A 21,922-nucleotide genomic window follows, 5' to 3' on the forward strand; every position below is an offset into this window, starting at 1 on the left:
TTTCCCGGCGCACCGCAGTTTCAACCAGGACCTGAAAACTGAACAGCCTGCCTTGCACCGGGCGCGAAGACGCCCGGAAAGGCCCGCAACCGTTCATGTGCGCCAGGGCACCACGCCGGGCGGCAAGCGGCGGCCGAACCGGTCCAGCGCCACCATCAGCACCGTCGTGGCCAGCACCGTCACGCAGGACAGGGCCGCGGCCAGCGTGGTATATCCGCCGTCCTCGTAATTGAAGATCGAGGTCCCGATGGTCTCGTTCCCGGTCGACCAGAGCAGGGCCGAGACCGTGACCTCGTTATAGGCTGTCAGGAACACGAGGATCGCGCCGGATGCCGCTGCCGGCGCAGTCAGCGGCGCAAAGATCCGCCACATCCGGCGGGCAAAGCCCGCGCCCGATACCCGCGCGGCCTCGTCCAGGGACGGGTCCAGCTGGCCATAGGCGGCGGCGACGGGTTTCAGCGCCACTGACAGGAAGGCAGTCAGATAGGCCAGGAAAATGATCGTCAGCGTGTTGTAGATCGACAGGTTCAGCAAGGGCAGCGGCCGGATGAAGGCCAGGATGAAGGCAATGGAAATCACCAGCCCCGGGATCGCATAGCTGACATCGGCCAGCGCCTGCAGCGTGCCGCCAGCCTGCCGGCCCAGCCGCGACCGGCGGTCCGACAGGAAGTACCCCGTGGCGATCGACAGCCCCGCCAGCACAAAGGCCGCCGCCCCCGCGGCCAGGGTCGAATTGGCAAAGGCCCGCACGGTCGAGGCCTGGCGGAACAGGATCTCGGCAAAGTTGTCCAGCGTCACGGTGTCGGCGCTCAGCGGCAAGCCATAGGTCCGGACCAGCGCCGTCGCGGTCAGGGCCGTCAGGGGCAGGACCAGCGTGGCGGCGACATATGCCAGAAGCCCCGCCTCCACCACCGGCCGCGCACGTCCCAGCGCGATCCGCAAAGGCGGCTGCGGCGGGCCCACAACCGCGGCACGCATGCGTTTCTGCAGGCGGATCGACAGGGTCACAGCGACCAGCGCCACCGCCGCCAGCAGGATCGAGATCACGGCGACATCGGTCAGGACCGAGGGTCCGAAACTGGACAGCCGCCGCCAGATCAGGACCGGCAGCGTGGTGTAGCGCGCGGGGATGCCAAGGATCGCGAGGATGCCGAAATTCCCAAGGGCGGACACGAAGGCCAGCATGAACCCCGCCACCAGCGACGGCGCCAGAAGCGGCAGGATCACCCGGCGGATCATGCGTGCGGGGCGGGCACCGGCGATGCGCGCCGCCTCGACGATTTCGCGCGGCAGGGATCGCAGCGCGGCCAGAACAACCAGCAAGACCAGGGGCATGTGCTGGACGGTCAGCAGCAGCATCACCCCGAACGGCGTGTAAAGCGGATGGGGCGAGCCGGGCGGCGGCGCGATGCCCAGCGTGCCAAGGACGACGCTGGACGGCCCCAGCGCCTGCACCCAGGCGATAGCTGTCACCTGCGGCGGGATCATCATCGGCAAGAGCAGCGCAAAGACCAGCGGCCCCTTGGCCCGCACGTCCGACAGGCCCACGACCAGCGCCAGCACCGATCCGATCACGGTCGCGGCCAGCCCCGACAGGGCCGAGCTTTCCAGGCTGTTCCACGCGGCCTTCTGGACGGACGACTTACCCAAAGCCTCGATCAGCGGCGCCAGCGACGGGACGGCACCGTCGGTCAACCCGACCCGTGCCAGCAGCCCCAGCGGCAGGCCGAACAGCACCACCGCGAAAAGCGCAAGCACGGCAAGGGTCATCCCCTCGCCGCGCCCCATCCTCGATCGAAGGCTGTCAGCCACCGAAGATGTCCAGGAACTTTTCCTTGTTCTCCTGATCCTCGGCCAGGGCCCTGGCCGGGTCGAAGGCGATCAGCTTGATCTGGTCGCGCGACGGGAACCCATCGGGCGCCGGAACGCCCGGATGCGCCGGCAGATAGCCCATGTCGGCCGCCAGCTTCTGCCCGTCTTCCGAGATCAGGAAATCGACGAAGGCCTTTGCCGCATCGGTGTTCCTGGCGGTCGACAGGATCGCCACCGGCTCGGTCACAACGGACACGCCTTCGGTCGGGAAAACAAAGGCCACGGGCGCACCCTTCACCTGCTCGCGGATCGGCAGGAAGTCGACGACGAAACCGTAAAGCTTTTCGCCCCCGGCCACGGCCTTGTAGACGCCGCCATTGCCACCCTGCGGGTTCGCGCCCTGTTCGGCCAGGCCTTCGTAAAGCGCCCAGCCCAGGTCCGGGTTCGAGGTCAGCGCGGCCATGTGGATCGTCGCGGCACCCGAGGTCAGCGGCGACGGCATGGCGATCATACCCCTGGCTTCCGGCTTCAGCAGGTCCTTGTAGGACGTGGGCACCATCGGAGCATTGGTGTTGTACATGATGCCCGTGGTGATCAGCTTGGTCGAGAAATAGTGGTGCTGCGGATCCATCACTGCCGGGTCATAGGCGGACACGTCCGCCTCGGGATAGGCCATCAGGCGGCCTTCGGCCTCCAGCCCTTCCATAGTGACGTTGTCAGCGATCAGCAGGACGTCGGGTTGCGGATTGCCGGCCTCGAACTCGGCGGCCAGCTTTGCCATCACCTTGGTGGTGCCGTCGCGGAACCAGTCCACCTCGACATCCGGGTACTTTGCCTTGAACGCATCCACGGTCTGCTGTGCGTCGGCATTGGGTTGCGAGGTATAAAGCACCAGCTTGCCCGACGGGCCTTCGGCCGATGCACCGGTGGCCAGCCCGGCCGCAAGGGCGGCGGTCAGAATCAGTCGCTTCATGGAAATGCGGTCCTTGTCGCTGTTGCATGTGGCGGGTGGCTAGCAACGACGTGCTACAGTTCCATGACGGCCAGAGCCACCCGGCAACGTTTGCCACCGCCCTGTGCCAAGGGCGGCGCCTTGCCCGCGGGACGTTGACCGGTTCGGTCAGAACACGAACCGGACCTGCACCGCCGCACCCACGTCATAGGTCGACTCCGACCAGGTGCCATTGGCGTTCAGGCTGACGGTCGACCCCTTGCGGGTCAGGATGTCGACACCAAGGCCCACATCCAGCCGCGTCTTGTCCAGTGCCGTCTGGGCTGTGAAATCGTTGCCGTTCGCCCCCATCGACACGAAATGCGCCTTTGTGGACGGCGAGGCATCGCCCAGAAGCTGGGTCAGCCCGACATGGCCAAAGACCCGCGACTGCGTCCCGCCGCGCCCCTGGTAATCGCCATAGAAGGCAAGCGACGGGCGGACGTGATAGATCGTGTCGTCCTGGGGGTCGACCTCCAGCGCGTAGCCGGAACCCGGGGTTTCGGTGAAGGAATTGCCGTGCATGTAGGTGGCCCCCAGTTCGACCTGCGGGCGCCAGGTCATTTGGCCCCGCGTCATGCTCCAGGCCATCATTGCGCCGGCCCCCGCGGTCATCGGACGGTAGGTCCCTTCCAGATTGACGCCCGAGGACGACATCCGGTCGATGTCGAACTGCCCGGTGCTGAGCGCACCGTAGAAGCCCCATTCCATCGCCCCCAGGTCCCGGCTGAGCGCACCGCCAAGCTGAAGCTGATAGCCGTCGCCAGTGCCCTTGCCGTCTTCGCCGGCGATGTTGTGCTGTTCGAACGCGGCTGCCGCCCCGAAGGTCCAGACATCGGCGACGGGCATCGAGATCCCGCCCGCCAGCTCATAGCTGTCCTGGCTGAAGCCCAGGTTGTCGTTGGTGGATTTCTGGGTGAAGTGCCGCCCGCCCAGCCGGATCCAGGTACAGCCCGACCCGTCGTCCTGCACCATGGCCCCGGGCGACTGACGTTCGCAGTTGATCAGACGCTGAGCAAAACGCAGGGACGACAGGTAGGTCGCAATCTGGGTGTCGACCACGATTTCGGTCCCAAGCGTGTTCAGCGATCCGACGTATTGCGCGTCGTCCTCCAACGCCAGAAGCTCGTCGAACAGCTCCTGATCCAGGTCTCCGTCGCGATAGAGCCGGTGGAAATACTGCGCCAGACGGGTCTGGTTGTCATTGGCCAGCTGCGTGACGGAATCGCTGGCAAAGTCGATGTCATAGGTCAGGTGCAGCGTGTCCGGCGCCAGCTGGACCAAGTCGTACTGGCCCACCGCCGACGGCGCGACCGTCACGGAGTCCAGGTCGATGTCGCCGACCCCTTGCATGATCAGGTTCGACTGCGCACCAGCCGGACCCGGCTTGTGGCTGATCAGGACCGGCGCGACCTTGCCGTGGATGCGGGATGTGCCCTGCACGTCCAGCGTATCGCTGACATCGGTCGACGCACTGGGATCGACGTCGATCTTGATCGTCCCGTTCCTGCCGTTCCGGAAGTTGCCGGTGACATGGGTCGTGCCGATGATGCCGGCATCGCGGATCGTGATCGTGCCGTTGTTGACCATGCGGTCGACGTCCAGCGTCTCGCCCGCGTGGATCGTGCCTTTGCCCCTGTTCTTCAGGATCACGCCGGATGCCTTGTGGATCTCGCCGGTGATCGTGCCGGTGTTGTTTATCGTCAGGGTCGTGTCCTTGGCATAGACAGCGATCCCGTCGACCCCCTGCTGGGTGGTGATGGTGCCGGAATTGGTCAAGGTCGATGTCTGCGGCCCCTTGATCAGGACGCCGATCCCGTCTTCCGCGCCCGGCACCGTGGCCGCGCTGCCGCCGGTGACCTTGCCGGTGATCGTGACCGCCATCAGCCCGGCGCCGTCGCCGGTCGAGGTGGCGACCACGCCATGCGCCCCGGCCCCGGTCACGGCGATGTCGCCGTTGACCGTCACAGACACCCTGGTTGCGCTGGACGTGGTGCTGCCGCTGCCGCCCGCCGACTGCGCGAAGATCCCGTGGGACCCCACGCCCGAGGTGGTGATCGTGCTGCCGGATTTCAGCGTCACGCTGACCATGCCGCCGGTGCCGCCGCCACTTTGCGCGCCGACCAGCCCCGGCGTCCCCGTCGAGGAGGCCGTGACATTGCCCTGAAGGCCGCCACCGCCGCCGACGCTTTGCGCCAGGATCCCCACGGAATGGTCGCCCGCGGTGGTGATGTCGCCATCCTGTGTCACGGTTACGGCGCCACCGTCGCCGGTGCCGCCGCTGGTATCCAGTTCCGAGCCGTAAGTGTCGAGGGACCCGAAGACCACCGCGCCGCCGAAGCCGCCACCCCCGCCGACGGACTGCGCCAGGATCCCGTGGGCATTCGCGACATCGCCGGAAGAGGCGCCGGTCGTCGTGATAGACCCCTGATGGCTGACCGTGATCTTTCCGCCATCGCCGCTGGTGTCGTTGCCCGCCACGGTCACGGTGCCCGACGCATCGTCGCTGGACGCGCCGAAGGCCGAACCGCCGCCGCCGCCCACCGACTGGGCGATGAGGCCCGGGGAATACAGACCCGCCGTGGTGACCGTGGTTTCGGTGTCGGTGATCGTCACCGCGCCACCGTCCCCGGCCTGCCCGTCGCTGCCGCCGATCACGATGGACACGTCCTGAACGTCGACCGAGGTCTGGTTGCCCGAGTTGCCGCCGCCCCCACCGACGCTTTGCGCAAAGATGGCGGGGCTGGCCAGGCCGGCAGTGGCGACCGTCAGGTCGCTGTTGTCGACCCCGACCGTGCCGCCATCGCCCGCGCCGCCGCCAGAACCGCCGACGGTGATCGTGTGGGTCGATCCTTCACCCGCAGCCTCGCCACCAGAGCCGCCGCCGGCGCCGACCGACTGGGCGAACAGGCCATAGGCGTTGCTGCCGCCGGTCGTGACATTGGCCGTGTTGACGATGTCGACCGCGCCCCCGTCACCGCCAGCCCCGCCGGAGCCGCCGATGAAGATGTCCAGGCTGGTCCAGGCGCTGGCCTTGGTCCATTGCTCGGTCGGGTCATCGGAGGGCGCGCCGGTTTCGGCGTCGTCCAGATAGTCCTCGATATTGGACGCCACGGTCGAGGAGGTGAAGGCCGACAGGTCGTCGCTGGACGCACCACCCGCGCCGCCACCCCCGCCGATGGACTGGGCCATGATTGCGTGCGCGCTGTCGCCCGCGGTCGTGACCGACGCCTTGTTGGTCACCTGGGCCAGCCCGCCATCGTTGCCAGTGCCGCCACCGCCGCCGACTTCGACCTGCAGGGACCCCGACAGGTTGCTTGTCCCGCTGTCCTCGTCGTCGTCCTGGCATTCCTTGGTGGCGTTGACGATGGCCAGATCGCATTTGCCGGTGAAGCTGAAGGAATAGGTCGAAACCGCACCGCCGTCGCCGCCACCGCCGCCGACCGACTGGGCAAAGATCCCGCGTGCGGCCGTGCCGGAGGTGCTGATCGCGCCCGAATTGGTGATCGTCGCCGTGCCGCCGACGCTGCCCGACCCGCCGGACCCGCCGACGCTGACGTTCAGGTTGGCGGAAACCTGGTTTTCCTCGTCCGATTCCATGCCACCCAGGGTGACGATGGCATTGCCGCCCGATCCGCCCTGCCCGCCATTCCCGCCGATGGACTGCGCATTCAGCGCGTCGGACGACGTGCCGGCCGTGGTGACTGCCCCGGTATTGGTGATCGACACGTCACCGGTCGAGGTCCCATCGCCGCCCGCACCCCCGACCAGAACGCTCGCGTTGATCTGGTTGTCGGTATTGGCGCCGGCATTCAGCAGTACGTTGTAGGAATTGCCCCCCGCGCCGCCGTTGCCGCCGACCGACTGGGCCAGGATCGCGTCGGCGCTGTCGCCATAGGTTTCGATATTGCCGGTGCTGGTGACGGTGACGTCGGCCGACGACCCGCTGTCGCCTCCGGTGCCGCCCACGTCGACCTCGACATTCACGGATTCCGACGTCCCCGCGCTGACCGACCCGGAATAGACCGACCCGCCCGACCCGCCATCGCCGCCGATGGACTGGGCCAGGATCGCGGTGCCGCCGAAATCGGTGGTATAGAAGTCGGCCTGCGAAGCGACGGTCACGGCCTTGCCGTTGCCGCCCGTACCCCCTTCGCCACCGACCCCCACGGTGACCGATCCGGCCGGATAGCCGTCCGCCCCGCCCACGGTGATGCCGCCCGTCAGGGCAAAGCCGCCATTGCCGCCGTTGCCGCCCTGGCTGAGCGCGTGCAGGCCGATGGAATTCGCGCCATCCGTCTCGATCAGGGTGTCGGCGTCCAGCGTGACCGTCACGGTCGACGCGGTGCCGCCGGTGCCGCCCCCGCCGCCAAGTGCGACGCTGGCATCCCCCTGGCTGACCGCGGTCGAGGCGATGGCCGCCCCGCCCAGGCCACCATTTCCGCCCAGGCTCATCGCGACGATGCCGTGGGACAGGTCGCCCGAGGTCATGATGTCGCCCGACAGCGTAACATCGACCGCGCCCGCGGTGCCGCCTGCACCGCCGTCGCCGCCGACCGACACGCCGACCGATACCGCGCTGGCCACGGCGCCGGAAATCGCATAGCCGCCGATCCCGCCCGATCCGCCCAGCGACATGGCCGCAAGCCCCGTCGCGTGATCGCCGGTTGTGGTGATGCCGGCCACCATGGCGCTGACCGCGCCGGCCGATCCGCCGCCGCCGCCCTCGCCGCCGACCGACACGCCGACATTTCCGGCCGAAACACCGTCGCCCGTAAAGGCCACGCCCCCGGTGCCACCGCTACCCGCCACCGACAGGGCCGTGATGCCGCCGGCCATGCTGCCGCCGGTCTGGACCGCCCCCCGAGAGATCACGGTGACATCGCCGCTGTCCCCGGCCGTCCCGCCCGATCCACCGATCGAGGCGTTGATATCCGCGCTGCCACCTGCCGTGATCGCACCCGTGGCATAGGACGCGCCACCCGATCCGCCGACGGATTTCGCCAGAATGCCCTGAGCCGCGTCGCCGGTCGTCTCGACGGTCCCGTTCGAGAAGACGTAGACATCGCCGCCCGCACCGCCCGATCCGCCATCGCCGCCGACACCCACGTCGACGCCCGCGGCCGACAGGTTCCCCGCGATCACCACGCCGGAATGCCCGCCGCCCCCGCCGGTCGACGCGGCATGGATTCCGTGACCATTGGCACCGGCCGTCGAAATCTCGCCCGCCGTGGAACTTTCGGCATCGCAGCCGGTGACAGCCAGGTCAGTCGCGGTGCCGTTGCAGACCGTGACCGTGCCGCCGGTGCCGCCGCCGGACCCGTCGCCGCCCACCGCCACGCTAAGCGCAGCCGTCCCGGCCGAGGCCGCAACCGTGGTGCCGGCATTGCCGCCCCCTCCGCCGACCGAGGTGGCCGAGATCCCCATGCCGTTGCTGCCCTTGGTGGTGATCTGGGCCAGGTTCACGACGGCAACGTCCTCGCCGTTCCCCGCAGCACCTCCATTGCCGCCGAAGGCCAGCGACAGTGACGCAGCCCCCCCGGCCGAGACGGAAATCGCGTTGCCGGCATTGCCGCCGCCACCGCCGCCCGACGTGGCAACGATACCGCTGGAATTGTCGCCGCCGGCATAGATCGTGGCGCCGTCCTCGGCATGGACCGATACGGCGCCGCCATCGTTGCCGGTGCCACCATTGCCACCCACCGCAACCGAGAAGAAGGCCCCTACGGCCACCGTGTTGGACCCGTGGCCGCCGCCACCGCCCAGCGACTGGGCATAGATGCCGTCGGAACTGTCGCCCTTGGTCTGGATATCGCCCGACAGATCGACCGACACCGAAGCCGCCGTGGCGCCCGAGCCGCCGTGGCCGCCGAAGCTTGCGATCCCCGAAGTCGACGAGGCCGACCCGCCGCCGCCGCCCACGCTTTGCGCGAAAATGGCGGCGCTGTCGTCCTGCGTGGTCGAGATATCAGAGGTCGCATAGACATCGACCTCGCCACCTGTGCCGCCGTTCGACCCAGAACCGCCGACCGAGACGATGGCAGATGCACTGCCTCCGTCGCCGCCACCGCCCCCGATGCTTTGCGCAAAGATGCCCCGACTGCGTTCGCCGGTCGTGGCGATGGTGCCGCCGGCCGCGGTGACAAAGGCATTGCCGGCATCGCCGCCCGCGGATCCGGTCCCCGACAGCGACACGATCCCCGAGGACGAAGACCCCTTGCCGCCGCCGCCGCCCACGCTTTGCACGAAGATCCCATCGGAATCGTCACCCGACGTGGCGATACCGTCATCCGCGTCGTCGGAGGCCTGAAACCACACCGTCGCCTGACTGCCGGAGCCGGCGGACTCGGACGAACTGCCATAGGCCACGATGGCACTGCTGGACCCGCCATCGCCGGAAAAGCCGCCGACGCTTTGCACCAGAAGACCCGTCGCCTCGTCGCCCGAGGTGGTCAGTTCGCCAGAAAACTGGGCGGTGGCGTCGCCCCCGTCGCCTGCGCCGGACCCCGCGCCGCCGGAGGCCGAACCGAAGACCCCGTTGGCGCTTCCGCCATCGCCACCCGCGCCGCCATAGCTACGGACCGTGACCGCGGGCGTGCTGTCGGTTGTCGTCGCGATGACCAGCCGGTGGGATGTGGTGGTATAGACCTCGGCCAGGCCGCCATTGCCGCCGACGCCGCCATTGCCGCCCTTGGCAGATCCGCCGCTGGTGCCGTCGCCGCCGTCGCCGCCATCGCCCGCGATGCTCTGGACCAGAAGGCCCGTGCTCTGGCCTTCGTCCGAGACGATGGTCGTGCTGCCCGTGTCCGAACCATAGACCAGCGCCGTGCCGCCGTCGCCGCCGGTTCCGCCATGGCCCCCGTTGCCGTGGCCGGTCAGGGTGTTCTTGCCTTCGCCCCCCTTGCCGCCGTCGCCCCCGGTACTTTCGACCGTGACGCCCGCGATCACCGCATCGAACAGGTTGGTGCCCGACAGTTCCAGCGCCGCTTCACCGCCATCGCCGCCCGTGCCGCCATCGCCGCCGGTGCCGGTATAGTCGGCCGCGCGGCCTTCGCCGCCCTTGCCGCCGTCGCCCCCGGTCGACAGCACCGTCAACGTGCCGCCCGTGCCAGACAGGGTCACGTCGTCGATGTCCTGCTGTGCCTCGCCCGCATCGCCGCCGTCACCGCCATCGCCGCCATTGCCGTCACCGAACCCGGTCGAGGCGCCTTCGCCGCCGCTGCCCCCGGCGCCGGCCGTGGCACTGACGATCCAGCCGCTCTGGGCATCGACCGACGTCGCCGCGACGGTCGAAAAGACGGAACCGCCGCCCGCCCCGGTGCCGGCGTCCGACGCGGTGGCGGTGCCGAAGGCATTGGTCTTCTCGCCGGTGCTGTTGCCCTCGTCCCCGGTGGTCGTGACGACGAAGGCCAGGCCATAGGAAGTGACCGAGAAATCGATGGCCTTGTCGTCATTGAAGCTGAAGGTCAGGGCCGGAGTGCCAGATCCCGTGGCCGTCAGTTCCGCCACCTCCACGACGTCCGTGGGGCTGTCCGGCACGAAGGGTTCGGTGTTGGTAAGCTCCTTGACGGTCAGGCCGAGCGCGGGGCTACCCGTGACATCCGAAAACGGCAGCCAGATCGAGCCCGTGTATTCGCCGGTACAGGTCTCGACCAGCCCGGAGAGCGAACAATCCGCCGCATGAGCGGGCCGCGACAGGCCCGGCAACGCACCGATCGAAAGGCCGGCCAGCAGCACCGGCAGGACCGGAAACGCGGGCGGCGCCCCCGTGGCTGCGCTCTGTGCGTGCCCGCGGGCGACCCTGTCCCTGATCTTCGCCACTGTCTGACCCTCGCCTTGCGTCTCGTTCTTCCTGCGGGGCCGGACCCCGACAGGGCCCTGCACCGCGGCCAGGCGGCCGCCGGCTGCGAGGCGTCTTTGCGGTTCAGCTAGGAAGAGATCTTACGCTAGGTCAATCCAGCCGGTTGGCCTAAATGCGGAAAAACCCGGGTGGTGGTCTTGCGGCCCACCGTCACCTTTCGGCCTGGCCTGGCACAGGTGGAAATCCACGGCCCTGGGCCACCGCTCGCCGTTCGAAGGCCAAAGCCCCCTGCCGCCGGGCCAGGTCGATGGCGCGGGCCAGCACTTCGCCTGCCTCTTCGGCCCGGCCGGATTGCGACAGGACCCCGGCCTGAAGGCGCAGCACTTCGGCCTCGTACCACCGCTCGCCCGTTTCCTCGATCACGGCAAGCGCCCGGTTCAGCGTGGTCAGGGCAGCCGCTTGATCGCCATTGCGGGACAGGACCTCGGCCGACAGGGCCAGGCCAAGCGGCAGGGTCAGGCGGGCCTTCATCGCCTCGTAGCGCGCCAGTCCCCGCGCCAGCAGGTCCGCGCCGCCGTCATCGCCCCGGATCGCGCGGGCCCAACCGGCCAACATCTGGCCTGCGGGCCGCCAAAAGGGGATATCGGCCGCATCGCAGATGGCGATCAGCGCCTCGGCCCGACGCCGCGTCCGGTCCGGATCGCCCTGTTCCCGGGCGACGATGGCCCCCGCCCAGTGCATCTGCGCCTGGGCGAAGGGCTGCGCCAGTGCATCGGCCCGGGCCAGTCCCGCATCCAGGTGAGCCGTAGCCTCGGCCCCGCGATCCAGGATTTGGGCGACGCAGGCCGCATATTGGCGGCAGACGACGCCCGGATCCTCGCCGAAAAGCGCCGCCGCCTGGTCGGGGGGGGCGCGGTCCAGGATCGTCAGCACCGTTTCGATCCGCGGCAGGCAGGCGTTGAAATCGCCGGTGAAGAAATCCGTCTGTCCGGCCGCGTTCAGCGCCGCCATGGCCGCAGCGTCCGAGGCGCCGCGGGACAGGTCCGAAAGGCTGCGCGCCAGGTCACCGGCCCGCGCCAGATCCGCCCGCGTGACATGATAGTTCCACAGACCCGCCAGCACCGGCACCGCCGTGTCGGAATCGCCGCCCCGGGCCGCCAGTCCCTGAGCGCGGTGATAGACCGCCTTCAGCTCCTCTCCGGTAAAGCCTTCGGACACGATCAGGGCAGAGCCCAGCCCCAGCAGCGCCTGCAATTCGGCGTTCAACAGGTCTTCGGACGGGTCGGGACAGCGGGCGTGCAGGTCCATCGCCTGCCGGAGCTGGACCGCGGCCTCGGGCGCGGCGCCCCTGCCAAGGGCGCGCAGGCCGGCCAGCCCGCGATAGCGCGCCGCCGACGGCCAGTCGGCCCCGCGTTCGAAATGGTCCGCCAGTACCGGCGCAATCCCGGCCGCATGGGGCCCCATGGCCCGTTCCATCCGGGTGCCGATGCGCCGGTGCAGGCCCTGTCGGTTGGCCGCCGGGATCCCGGCATAAAGCGCCTCGTGATAAAGGACATGCCGGAAGGCAAAGCGCGTGGCCACGGCCCCGTCGGGCTGGCGACTGGTGCCGGCGGGCTCGACAAAGCGGCGCAGACGCGCCAGGTCGTCCAGCTGCCGTTCGGCCCGTTCGACATCGGCGCGGTCATCGGCCAGCGCAAGGGCCGAGAACACCGGCCCCGCGACGCTTGCCGCTTCCAGCAGCCCGCGTTCGGAGGGGCCCAGCCGGCCGATCTCGCCCGCGATGAAACTGTCGACGCCGGGGGCTATGGCCCCGACAAGATCCGCGACCGGGGCGGCCAGCGTCCAGCCCCCGTCGATGCGGGCAATGTCGCCCCGCGCCGTCCAGCGGCCGATGGCGGCATCGACCAGGATCGCGTGGCCTTCTGTGCGCAACGTCAGGTCGCGCGCCAGGTCCGCCGGGAAGGCGTTGCCGGGAAAGCGGTCGGCCAGCAGCGCCGTGACCGCCGCGGAGTCGAGCCCGCCCAGGGTCAGAACCTGCGTGCCGGGTTGCCGCTGCAGATGGCCAAGGGTCTCCGTCAGCGCCCCCGAGGGGTCGGGTTCGTCATCCCGCAGCGTGCCCAGCACCAGGAGCCGCGCAGCCCCCCGCCGCAGGCCCCAGGCCGACAACCAGGCCAGGGTACTGGGATCGGCCCAGTGCAGGTCTTCCAGCAAGAGGATGCCCGGCAGGCTTTGGGTCAGACGCTCCATCAGGTCCGAAAATTCCCGCAACATCGGATCGGGCCGTGCCTGGTCCAGATCGATGGCCGCGGGATCGCGACGGTCGGGACCGGGCAGCTGCTCAGCCCAGCTGGGCGCAACCTCTCGCAACAGGCGCCTCAGCGTGGCGCCGGCGCCACCGTTCGCCAGTTGGGACAGGGCCTCCAGCAGCGGGCCATAGGGTTCACGTGCGCCGGGGTGCGGGATCGCCTGGCCCCGTGCAATCCACAGAAGCGACTGGTCCCCCAGCCCGTCCAAGAAAGCATCGGCCAGCCGGGTCTTGCCCGCCCCGGCCTCGCCCTCGATCAGGACGACGGACCGGGCGCCGCGGCGGGCCCGGGTTGCGGCCTTTGCCAGCGCCGCCAGTTCCGGATCGCGGCCCGGGCAGACCGGCGTCCTGTTCCGGGCCAGGGCCCCGTCGTCGCCCGTGACCGCGATCGGTGCGGTCAGGCGATAGCCCTGGCGGCCCACCGTCTCGATCAGGTCGGGGGCGCTGTCTTCCAGCAGGCGGCGCAGTTCGCGGATACATTGCTTGGGCCCGGCATCGCTTCCGTGCAGCTTGCCCCAGACCAGCCGGCGCAGATCGTCGCGGCTGACCACGGCGCCCTGCCGCTCGATCAGCGCCACCAGAACCGCCAGTGTCTTGGGCCGCAGCGCCGCAGCCGCGCCATCCCGTGTCAGGGTCGCGCTGGCGATATTCAGTTCGATCTGTGCCAAGGAGGCTCCGGCCAGGTTGAGCCCTGCGTCCTCGGCGATGATGCCGGTAGCGCGCGTGGTCCGTTTCACTTAATCAGGAACGAGTTATACCGTTTTTGAACCGTTGCACCACTTTGTTTAGGACATTCACTCCGCCAGACCCGGGGTCAGGCAGGAATTGGAAGGACAGCATCTCATGATTGGATCCGAGCAGGTAGGCATGGCAGCGCGGGTGTCGATGCTGGCCGTTTCGACGGTGATGGCAACGGCGGGGATCGCCGCCGCACAGACTTGTGTGCCGGACCCCGCGGCCGTGATCGCCGCCGGGCAGACCCCGACCGTGTTGGGCGCCCTGCCGGCCGAGACGGTGGCAAAGCTGGAAGCCGCAGTCGAAGGGGCGATGCCCTATACGGCGGCGCCGGGCGCCATCGCTGCGGTGATGACGCCGGACGGCGTGTGGATGGACGCCTTCGGCATCGCCGATCCGGCCACCGGAGCGCCGATGGAACCGGGCATGCACACCCGCATCGGGTCGGTCACCAAGACCTTTACCGGCACGCTGATCCTGCAACTGGCGCAGGCCGGCAAGCTGTCGCTGGACGACACCATCGGCCAGTATGTCGACGGCATCCCCAACGGCGACGTGATCACGCTGCGCCAGCTGGCCAGCATGACCAGCGGCGTGCAAAGCTATACCAAGGTCGACGCCTGGCTGGATATCTTCTTCGAATACCCGTTGCGCAGCTGGACCCCGGAACAGCTGGTGGCTTTTGGCGTCTCGGAATCCCCGATCTTCGAACCGGGGGCCGCCTATGACTATTCCAACACCAACACGATCCTTCTGGGCATGGTGGTCGAGCAAGTGGCCGGCCTGCCCATCGCCGAGGCGATGCAGACCATGATCCTGGATCCACTGGGGCTGGAAAACACCTATTGGCCCGGCGACAGCACCGAGATGCCGGAGCCGTACCCGCAGGGCTTCACCCTGCAAGGCAATGCCGCCACGCCGGAAAACCCGTCGAACGCCACGCACTGGAACCCGTCCTGGGGCTGGACCGCGGGCGAGATGGTGTCGGACATCGGCGATCTGCTGATCTATGGCCGCGCGCTTGGCACCGGCCATGGCCTGCTGGATGCGGCGACCCAGACCGAACGGCTGACCTCGTTCCCCGAACCGGCAGGCTATGGCCTTGCGGCTGGCTGCACTGCCGGATGGATGGGCCATACCGGCGAACTGCCGGGCTATAACACGACAGTCTTCTACAACGTCGCGTCGGACACGACGGTGATCGTGCAGGCCAACAGCGACATCCCGTCGGGCGATTGCGGGGATGACGAGGATCTGTTGCCCGGCAACCCGACCGATGTCGTCTGTTCCGCGCCCGCCTCGCGGATCTTCTCTGCACTGGCAGAGGCCCTGGGCCAGCCGTTCGCCATGCCTGCCGTGCAATAAGGAACAAGGCCCATGACAGTGCTGCGTTTTGACCGGTTCTTCCATACGATCGCCCGGCTTGGGCTGGGTCTTGCCTGCTGCGGCGCCCTGACGGCGCCCGCCCTTGCCCAGACGTCGCCCATCGTCGACCGGGCGGTCGCGGGACAAACGGTGATCCTGCAACGCTTCACCCCACCGCCGCAGGTGGGCTCGATCGGCATCGGGGTCGAGGACCAGCGCCAGCGGCTGGACATGGCCGCGGCCGAAAAGGTCAGCTTTACCCTGCGGTCGGTCGCCTTGGACGGGGTGCGGACGATCCCGGTCGACAACCTGAACCGGCTCTGGGCCGACATGATCGGCACGCAGGTCACGCTGGCCGACCTCTACCGCCTGGCCGAAGCGGTGGACGGCGCCTATCTGGCGGCCGGCTATTTCTCGAACACCGTGGTGCCGGTGCAGGACTTCCGCAACGGGCAGGTCCGGCTGCAGGTCTACGAAGGCTATGTCCAGCGGGTCGAGATCACGTCGGACATCCCCGGGATCGAAGCGCGGCTGCGCCCCTATATCGACAAGATCCTGGCGATGAACCCGATCCGGGTGAAGGACGCGGAACGCATCCTTCTTCTGATGAGCGACCTGGGCGGGCTGGAGATCGAGGGCACCTTCGTGCGTCCCGACACGCCCACCGGCGGCGGGCTGCTGCGGCTGGAGGTGAGCCAGGACAAGAGATCGGGGATGATCGGGCTCGACAACCTCGGCTCCGACTCGGTTGGGCCGCTGGAACTGTCCGGGTCGATGCAGCTGAACGATGTCTTCGGGCTGTTCGAATCGACCAGTATGGTGGTCGTCCTGACGCCGAACGACACGTCGCAGATGATGCTGTTCCAGTTCGCGCAGGACTATCCCGTGGGCAACAACGGGCTGGCGGCGGGGTACAGCCTGACCTACCTGCGGCAGAACCCGGGCGGGCCGCTCTGGTCGCAGGACATCGACGTCACCTCGAATATCGGCACGGCCTACCTGTCCTTCCCGTTCCTGCGCACCATCGACACCAGCCTGTTCGGCCGGGCCGAACTGACGGTCCGGAACGATACGGTCGACGTGGCCGGCAATGCCCTGTCCCGCGGCAAGACACGATGGGCGACCTTCTCGCTGCAATACGACCACGACCTGGAGACCGGTAACCTGACGGCCGAGGGCGGGATGAACTTCGGCGTGGCCTCCGACATCGACATGGGCGACGTGCCGGGCAATTTCCGTTTCCTGAACGCGTCGGTGGATTATACCCAGTCGCTGGGCAGCGTCGCCGACCTGAGGATCCGCGGCACGGGCCAGTATTCGCCGAAGCCCCTGCCGGGGGCGGTCCAGTTCGCCCTTGGGGGGGACCCCTATGGCTGGGCCTTCAACAACGGCACGCTTTCCGGCGAAAGCGGCGTGGCCACCACGGTGGAACTGTCGCGCAGTTTCGAGACCGGCTGGGGCTTCCTGCCCGGCGTGGCGCTGGGTCTCTTCGCCGACTACGGATCCGTCTGGAACGACGACGGCAGCCCGAACCTGTCGCGCGACAGCCTGGGGTCCTGGGGTCTGGGCGTGAAGGGCATGCTGAACGACGCCATGCAGTTCGAGATCATCGCCGCCCGCCCCTGGAAGATACCCGAGGAACAGGACGACCCCGGCAAACAGCTTCTGTTCCGGCTGGCCATCCCGCTCTGACCGTCAGGGCAGCCTTTCGGCATCGCCGGCGCTGAAGCCGCGGGCGATACCGAAGAAGGCATCCAGGATCCGGCCCCCGGCCTCCTGCAGGCAGAAGACGGTCTCGTGCGTGGCCAGGCCGCGCATTTCCACGATGGGCAGACGCGCCACGCCGTCCAGGCGGCTGGTGCTGGCGCGCCACAGGAAGCCGATGCCCAGCCCGTTGACCACCGCCTCGTAAAGCCCGTCGCGGGCGTCGAGCGTCAGGAAGGGTTGCGGCACCAGCCCGGCCCGCGCGAACATCCGGTCGACGGCCCGCTGGGTCGACGATCCCGTGGCACGAAAGATCAATGGTTCCTGTGCCAACTGGGCCGCCGTCACCTCTGACGCAGCCGCCAACGGATGATCCAGCGGCGCTATGGCGATGACCTGCGATTCCGTCAGGTTCTCGCGCCGGAAGCGGGGGTCGCTGGGCACGTCCGGCAGGACGCCGATATCGCATTCATGGGTCAGGACGGCGCGGGTGATTTTCTGGTGCGATCCCGTTTCGACCTTCAGCGTCACGCCCGGATAGGCCCGATGGAAGGCCGCGATCAGGGCCGTGCCGGGCATGGCATTGCCCAGACCGATGGAAATCCGCCCCTCTCGCAGCGACGACCGGCTTTGCAGCAGGCGTTCCGCCTCGCCCCGGGCCTCGGCCATGCGTTCGGCCGAATCGCACAGGCGCAGGCACAGGCCCGTCGGCACCAGCCGCCCGGATTCACGCAGGAACAAGGTGACGCCAAAGTCGGCCTCCAGCGCGCGAACCTGTCCGGAAACAGCGGGTTGCGTGACGCCAAGGGCGCGCGCGGCCCCGGCATAGGACCCCGCTTCGGCCACGGCACGGACGGCGTCCAGGCGGGCAATGCTCAAACTCATTCTGCTCGATTCCATAGGTCGACTTTGGGTTGGCCATAGTCTGACTTGGTTTCGTTACAGCCATGTCACAGCGCGCCCGCAAAGGTCGAGCCCAAGACAAGGGGCACCCGCCCCCACCCGACCGGAGAGCCGCGTTGACCACTGCCACGACCCTTCTGCCCGCGATCAGCCGCCATGCCTTCCTGGACCCGACAGGCGTGGCCGGGGCCGGGATCGTGCTGTGCGACCTCGACGGCTGCCTGATGTCCGAAGGCCGCGCCTTCGCCGATGCCGCCGATTTCGTGGCCACCTGCGGCGCCCGGTTGTGGATCGTGTCGAACCAGTCGGATTCCACGGCCGCCGACCTGTCGCTGCGATTGGCGGACCACGGCCTGACCGTCCCGGCCAATCGCATCCTTCTGGCGGGCGAGGTCACGCTGACCCACCTGATCCGGACCCAGAACATCCGCCGGCTGAAACTCTTCGCGGCCGAACCCCTGCACCGCATGGCGCAGGTGGCCGGGGTGGATCTGGCCCCGGCACAGGCCGACGCCGTCCTGATCTGCCGCCACGCCAGCGTCAACGTCGACACGATGGGCACCATCCTGGCACAGGTCGCGGACGGCGCCGCCCTGTGGGCCGCGAACGAGGACATGTCGCATCCCGGTCATGACGGCCGGCCCGTGGCCGAAACCGGGGCACTGCTGGCCGCGCTTCAGGCGATAAGGCCCGGCTTGGAGTGGCAAAGCCTGGGCAAGCCCCATCCGGCGATGCTGACGCTCGCGCTGGAACAGGCGGGGCTGGGGCCACGGGACGCCGTTTTCGTCGGCGACAATGCCCGCACCGACGGCCGCGCGGCCGCCGCCGCCGGCATCCGCTTCATGCACATCCAGAGGAGCCCCGAGGCATGATCGCCTATGTCCTCCGCGTGCTGGCCAAGTCGGCGGTGACGCTTTTCGCCATCGTCACCGTGACCTTCATCGCCACGCGCCTGTCCGGCAACCCGATCGAGACCTTCCTGGGCGAAGGCCTGACCACCGAAGGCCGTGAGGAGCTGATCCGCTATTTCCAGCTCGACCGGTCGCTGTGGGAGCAATACCTAGCCTTCCTGCGCGGCGTCCTTTCGGGTGAATTCGGCCTGAGTTTCGTCGACCGCCGGCCGGTGACGCAGGTGGTGGCCGAACGGCTGTGGCCTTCGGCACAGCTGCTCTTGTCCTCCATCGCGCTGACCCTTGCCGTTTCGCTGCCCCTGGGCGTGCTGGCAGCGGTCTATCGCAAAAGCTGGGTCGGATCGGCCGTGATGGTCGTGGCCTTCGCGGGCTACGCGGTGCCGAACTTCATCCTCGCCATCGTGATGATGCTGGTATTTTCCTACTGGCTGAACTGGCTGCCGGTGGTGGGCAACGGATCCTTCGCCCACTTCATCATGCCCACCATCGCCATGTCGGGCGTGCTGATCGCCGCACTGACACGGTTTACCCGCAACGCCATGCTGGACGTTCTGGGGCAGGACTTCATCCGCACCGCCCGTGCCAAGGGCCTGTCCGAACTGCGCGTCGTCCTGCGCCATGGCCTGGGCAATGCCGGGGTCACCGTGATCTCGGTCATCGGCCTGCAGTTCGCGGGGCTGGCAGCAGCGGGCAGCGTGGTCGTGGAAAGCATCTTTTCCTGGCCCGGGATCGGACAGCTTCTGGTGAACGCTGCGATCATCCGCGACTACCCGGTGCTGCAGTTCGGGGTCATCGCCGTCGCCATCGCCGTCGTCGCGATCAACGCCGTCACCGACATCGCCTATGCGTTGGCCGACCCGCGCATCCGGCTAGCCAAGGCTTGAGGAGCACATCATGGCCAGCCTCGCAGATATCGTCGCCCGTCCCCGCCGCAAGGGCCACGCCACACCCGATGTCGTCCAGAAGATCGCCCTTGCCGTGGCCGCCCTTCTGATCTTCGCCGCGCTCTTCGCGCCCCTGATCGCGCCCTTCGAGCCCTTGCAGCAAAGCCTTCTCAGCCGTCTACGCCCCCCCATCGGTTTCGACCGCTACAGCCCCTGGCATTTCGCGGGCACGGACGAGCTGGGCCGCGATGTCCTGTCCCGCGCGCTTTTCGGTCTGCGCCTGACCCTGACCCTGGCCTTTGCCGGCGCGGTGATCGGGCTGCTGATCGGCGGCACGCTGGGCCTGATCGCAGGCCTTGTCAGCGGCTGGGTCGAGGACACGATCATGGCGCTGGTCGACATGCAGATCGCCATTCCCTTCACGCTGGTGGCCCTTCTGGTCCTGTCGCTGCTGGGATCGAACATCACCGTGCTGGTGCTGGTCCTGGGCATCGCGGGGTGGGAACAATATGCCCGCATCGTCCGGGCCGAGGTCCGCCGCCTGTCCGCCCTGCCCTTCATCGAGGCCGCATGGACCGCCGGCGCCGGTCCGGTCTACGTCGCAACCCGCCACGTGCTGCCGAACCTCGTGTCCCCGCTGGTGGTGCAGTTCACGCTGGCCCTGTCGAACATCGTCATCCTGGAAAGCACGCTGTCCTTCCTGGGCCTGGGCGTTCAGCCGCCCCAGCCTTCGCTGGGATCCATGGTGGGGCTGGGCCGCGACTACATGCCGACCGCGCCCTGGATCGTCCTGACCCCGGCGGCGCTGATCGTTCTTCTGACCTTTTCCGTGCAGATCACGGGCGACTGGCTGCGCGACCGCGCCGATGTCCGCCTGCGCGAACGCTGATCAACGAAAAGAGCCGCCCCGTGCGGCCAAGACACGAACCCCAACCAGAACCGGAGATCGCAATGATCCGTCTGATGCTGACCACCGCCCTTGCCGCGCTGCCCATGGCCGCCGTGGCGCAGGAAATCACCGTCGGCGCTGCCAACATGGCGCCCTATCTCGACCCCGGCCGCGACCATTCCAACGTCGGTTCGCAGTTCTACTACAACAGCTTCGACACCCTGATCGACCGCGACCACACCAAGCTGGAACCGGAATGGGTCCCTGCGCTGGCCACCTCGTGGGAACTGGTCGAACCCACCGTTATGGAGCTGAAGCTGCGCGACGGCGTCAAGTTCCATAACGGCGACGACATGACGGCCGACGATGTCGTCTTCTCGCTGAACCGGATGATGCAGGCGACCTTCCCGCCCTATGTGGTGCGCGCCAAGGACCGGTTGGGCAATTTCACCCACGCGGAAAAGGTCGACGACCACACCGTCCGCATCATCGCGGAACGCGAAGAGCCGCTGTGGGAAACGCTGATTTCGCTTCAGCAGATCATGATCATCCCGGAAGATTACACCAAGGCCCTGACCGGCGATCCCGACGTGGCCGAGGACAGCGATTTCGAAGCCTTTGCCATGGCCCCGGTCGGCACCGGCCCCTACAAGATCGAAAGCTTCCAGCCGGGCGAAAGGCTGGTCTGGACCCGCTTCGACGATTTCTGGGGCGAACAGGCACCGTTGCAAAAGGTCAACGTCGTCCAGATCGCCGAAACCGCCAGCCGTGTGACCGCGCTGAAAACGGGCGAAGCGGATATCGTGACCAACCTGGCGCCCGACCAACTGGCGCTGGTGGACAACGACCCGAACCTGAAGACCGAAGGCAGCGCCACCGCGCTCTTCCACGTCATGATCATGAACCAGAACCATCCCAAGCTGCAGGATCCCCGGATCCGCAAGGCGATGAGCCTGGCCATCGACCGCGACGCCCTGAACGAAGCGCTGTGGTTCGGCAAGGCCGTGGTTCCCTCGACCCACACCATGGTGGAAATGGGTGCCCTGCACCAGCCGGACCTGGTGACCTTCGAATACGATCCCGAACAGGCCAGGGCCCTGCTGGCCGAAGCCGGCTATGACGGGTTCGAGATCACCTACGACACCGCGCCGACCTATTACACCAACGGTCTGCTGGCCGCGCAGGCGATCATGGAAATGTGGGCCGCCGCCGGCATCAACGGCAAGGTCCAGGTCAAGGACAAGTGGTCCGGCAACGACCCCGAGATGATGGCCCGCAACTGGTCGAACCCGATGTATTTCGCCGACCCGTTCGGATCCTTCGGCGTGATGTGGGCACCCGGTGGCCCGTCGCAGTCCGAAGGCCGCTTCAACACGGACGAGGACTATGCCGAGAAGTGGGAACGCTTCCGCTTCTCGACCGATGTCGAGGCGCGCAAGGCCGCCTATGCGGAACTGATGGAGCGGGTGAAAGAAGATCCGGCCGTGCTGCCGCTGTATCGTCCGTTCGAAAGCTGGGGCATGCAGAAGAACGTGAACTGGGCGCCGATGCCCGGCCACATTCCCTATGTGCTCGACTTCCGCGCCGGCAGCATCTCGCTGGCCGACAGCTGATCTGACCCC

11 protein-coding genes are annotated in these 21,922 nt (G+C 68.1%); 6 read left to right on the forward strand and 5 right to left on the reverse strand.

The genetic code is table 11. The features are described from left to right. Positions 1-93: 93 nt before the first annotated feature. The 4 genes from FQK05_RS12245 to FQK05_RS12260 form a co-directional block, all read right to left on the reverse strand. Positions 94-1,770, reverse strand: coding sequence for an ABC transporter permease (locus FQK05_RS12245; protein ID WP_233270477.1), 1,677 nt, complete (start codon positions 1,768-1,770; stop codon positions 94-96). 34 nt (positions 1,771-1,804) lie between these two features. Next, a complete protein-coding gene (locus FQK05_RS12250) occupies positions 1,805-2,785 on the reverse strand; it encodes an ABC transporter substrate-binding protein (protein ID WP_158967091.1) in 981 nt (326 codons plus the stop codon). Positions 2,786-2,932: 147 nt separating this feature from the next. Then, on the reverse strand, positions 2,933-10,624 hold the full coding sequence (locus FQK05_RS12255) for an autotransporter outer membrane beta-barrel domain-containing protein (protein ID WP_158967093.1): 7,692 nt from the start codon (positions 10,622-10,624) through the stop codon (positions 2,933-2,935). Between the two features lie 190 nt (positions 10,625-10,814). Beyond that, the gene (locus FQK05_RS12260; protein WP_233270479.1) at positions 10,815-13,577 is read right to left on the reverse strand and encodes an ATP-binding protein; all 2,763 of its coding nucleotides are present in this window, start codon (positions 13,575-13,577) and stop codon (positions 10,815-10,817) included. A 175-nt stretch (positions 13,578-13,752) separates the two neighbouring features. Here FQK05_RS12260 and FQK05_RS12265 point away from each other — a divergent pair, with 175 nt between their 5' ends. Next, positions 13,753-15,009 (forward strand): serine hydrolase domain-containing protein, encoded by a 1,257-nt coding sequence (locus FQK05_RS12265; protein ID WP_233270480.1) that lies wholly within the window; start codon positions 13,753-13,755, stop codon positions 15,007-15,009. A 12-nt stretch (positions 15,010-15,021) separates the two neighbouring features. Further along, complete coding sequence (locus FQK05_RS12270; protein ID WP_158967097.1) at positions 15,022-16,701, forward strand: ShlB/FhaC/HecB family hemolysin secretion/activation protein; 1,680 nt, start codon at positions 15,022-15,024, stop codon at positions 16,699-16,701. A gap of 3 nt (positions 16,702-16,704) precedes the next feature. Here the strand turns inward: FQK05_RS12270 and FQK05_RS12275 are convergent, their stop codons facing one another. Then, positions 16,705-17,598 carry a LysR family transcriptional regulator gene (locus FQK05_RS12275; RefSeq protein WP_158967099.1) on the reverse strand — a complete coding sequence of 298 codons (894 nt, stop codon included), beginning with the start codon at positions 17,596-17,598 and terminating at the stop codon, positions 16,705-16,707. Positions 17,599-17,732: 134 nt separating this feature from the next. Here FQK05_RS12275 and FQK05_RS12280 point away from each other — a divergent pair, with 134 nt between their 5' ends. The 4 genes from FQK05_RS12280 to FQK05_RS12295 all read left to right on the forward strand — a co-directional run bounded on the left by FQK05_RS12280 (position 17,733) and on the right by FQK05_RS12295 (position 21,913). Continuing rightward, entirely contained in the window at positions 17,733-18,488 is a 756-nt protein-coding gene (locus tag FQK05_RS12280) for an HAD hydrolase-like protein (RefSeq protein ID WP_158967101.1), read from the forward strand. After that, positions 18,485-19,411: an ABC transporter permease gene (locus FQK05_RS12285; RefSeq protein ID WP_158967103.1), complete on the forward strand. Its 927-nt coding sequence runs from the start codon at positions 18,485-18,487 to the stop codon at positions 19,409-19,411. The genes FQK05_RS12280 and FQK05_RS12285 overlap by 4 nt, the downstream gene beginning before the upstream one ends. A 10-nt stretch (positions 19,412-19,421) precedes the next feature. After that, on the forward strand, positions 19,422-20,300 hold the full coding sequence (locus tag FQK05_RS12290) for an ABC transporter permease (RefSeq protein ID WP_158967119.1): 879 nt from the start codon (positions 19,422-19,424) through the stop codon (positions 20,298-20,300). Between the two features lie 62 nt (positions 20,301-20,362). Then, positions 20,363-21,913 carry an ABC transporter substrate-binding protein gene (locus FQK05_RS12295; RefSeq protein WP_158967121.1) on the forward strand — a complete coding sequence of 517 codons (1,551 nt, stop codon included), beginning with the start codon at positions 20,363-20,365 and terminating at the stop codon, positions 21,911-21,913. Positions 21,914-21,922 lie beyond the last annotated feature (9 nt).

It is taken from the genome of Chachezhania sediminis (assembly GCF_009765275.1).
In the GTDB taxonomy this organism is placed as follows: Bacteria; Pseudomonadota; Alphaproteobacteria; order Rhodobacterales; family Rhodobacteraceae; genus Chachezhania; species Chachezhania sediminis.

What these genes read in the sequence shown, in the direction of transcription:
- FQK05_RS12265 (WP_233270480.1), top strand. Translation starts at nt 13,753, where the DNA reads ATGATTGGATCCGAGCAGGTAGGCATGGCAGCGCGGGTGTCGATGCTG.
- FQK05_RS12290 (WP_158967119.1), top strand. Translation starts at nt 19,422, where the DNA reads ATGGCCAGCCTCGCAGATATCGTCGCCCGTCCCCGCCGCAAGGGCCAC.
- FQK05_RS12285 (WP_158967103.1), top strand. Translation starts at nt 18,485, where the DNA reads ATGATCGCCTATGTCCTCCGCGTGCTGGCCAAGTCGGCGGTGACGCTT.
- FQK05_RS12245 (WP_233270477.1), bottom strand. Translation starts at nt 1,770, where the DNA reads ATGACCCTTGCCGTGCTTGCGCTTTTCGCGGTGGTGCTGTTCGGCCTG.
- FQK05_RS12270 (WP_158967097.1), top strand. Translation starts at nt 15,022, where the DNA reads ATGACAGTGCTGCGTTTTGACCGGTTCTTCCATACGATCGCCCGGCTT.
- FQK05_RS12295 (WP_158967121.1), top strand. Translation starts at nt 20,363, where the DNA reads ATGATCCGTCTGATGCTGACCACCGCCCTTGCCGCGCTGCCCATGGCC.
- FQK05_RS12250 (WP_158967091.1), bottom strand. Translation starts at nt 2,785, where the DNA reads ATGAAGCGACTGATTCTGACCGCCGCCCTTGCGGCCGGGCTGGCCACC.
- FQK05_RS12275 (WP_158967099.1), bottom strand. Translation starts at nt 17,598, where the DNA reads ATGAGTTTGAGCATTGCCCGCCTGGACGCCGTCCGTGCCGTGGCCGAA.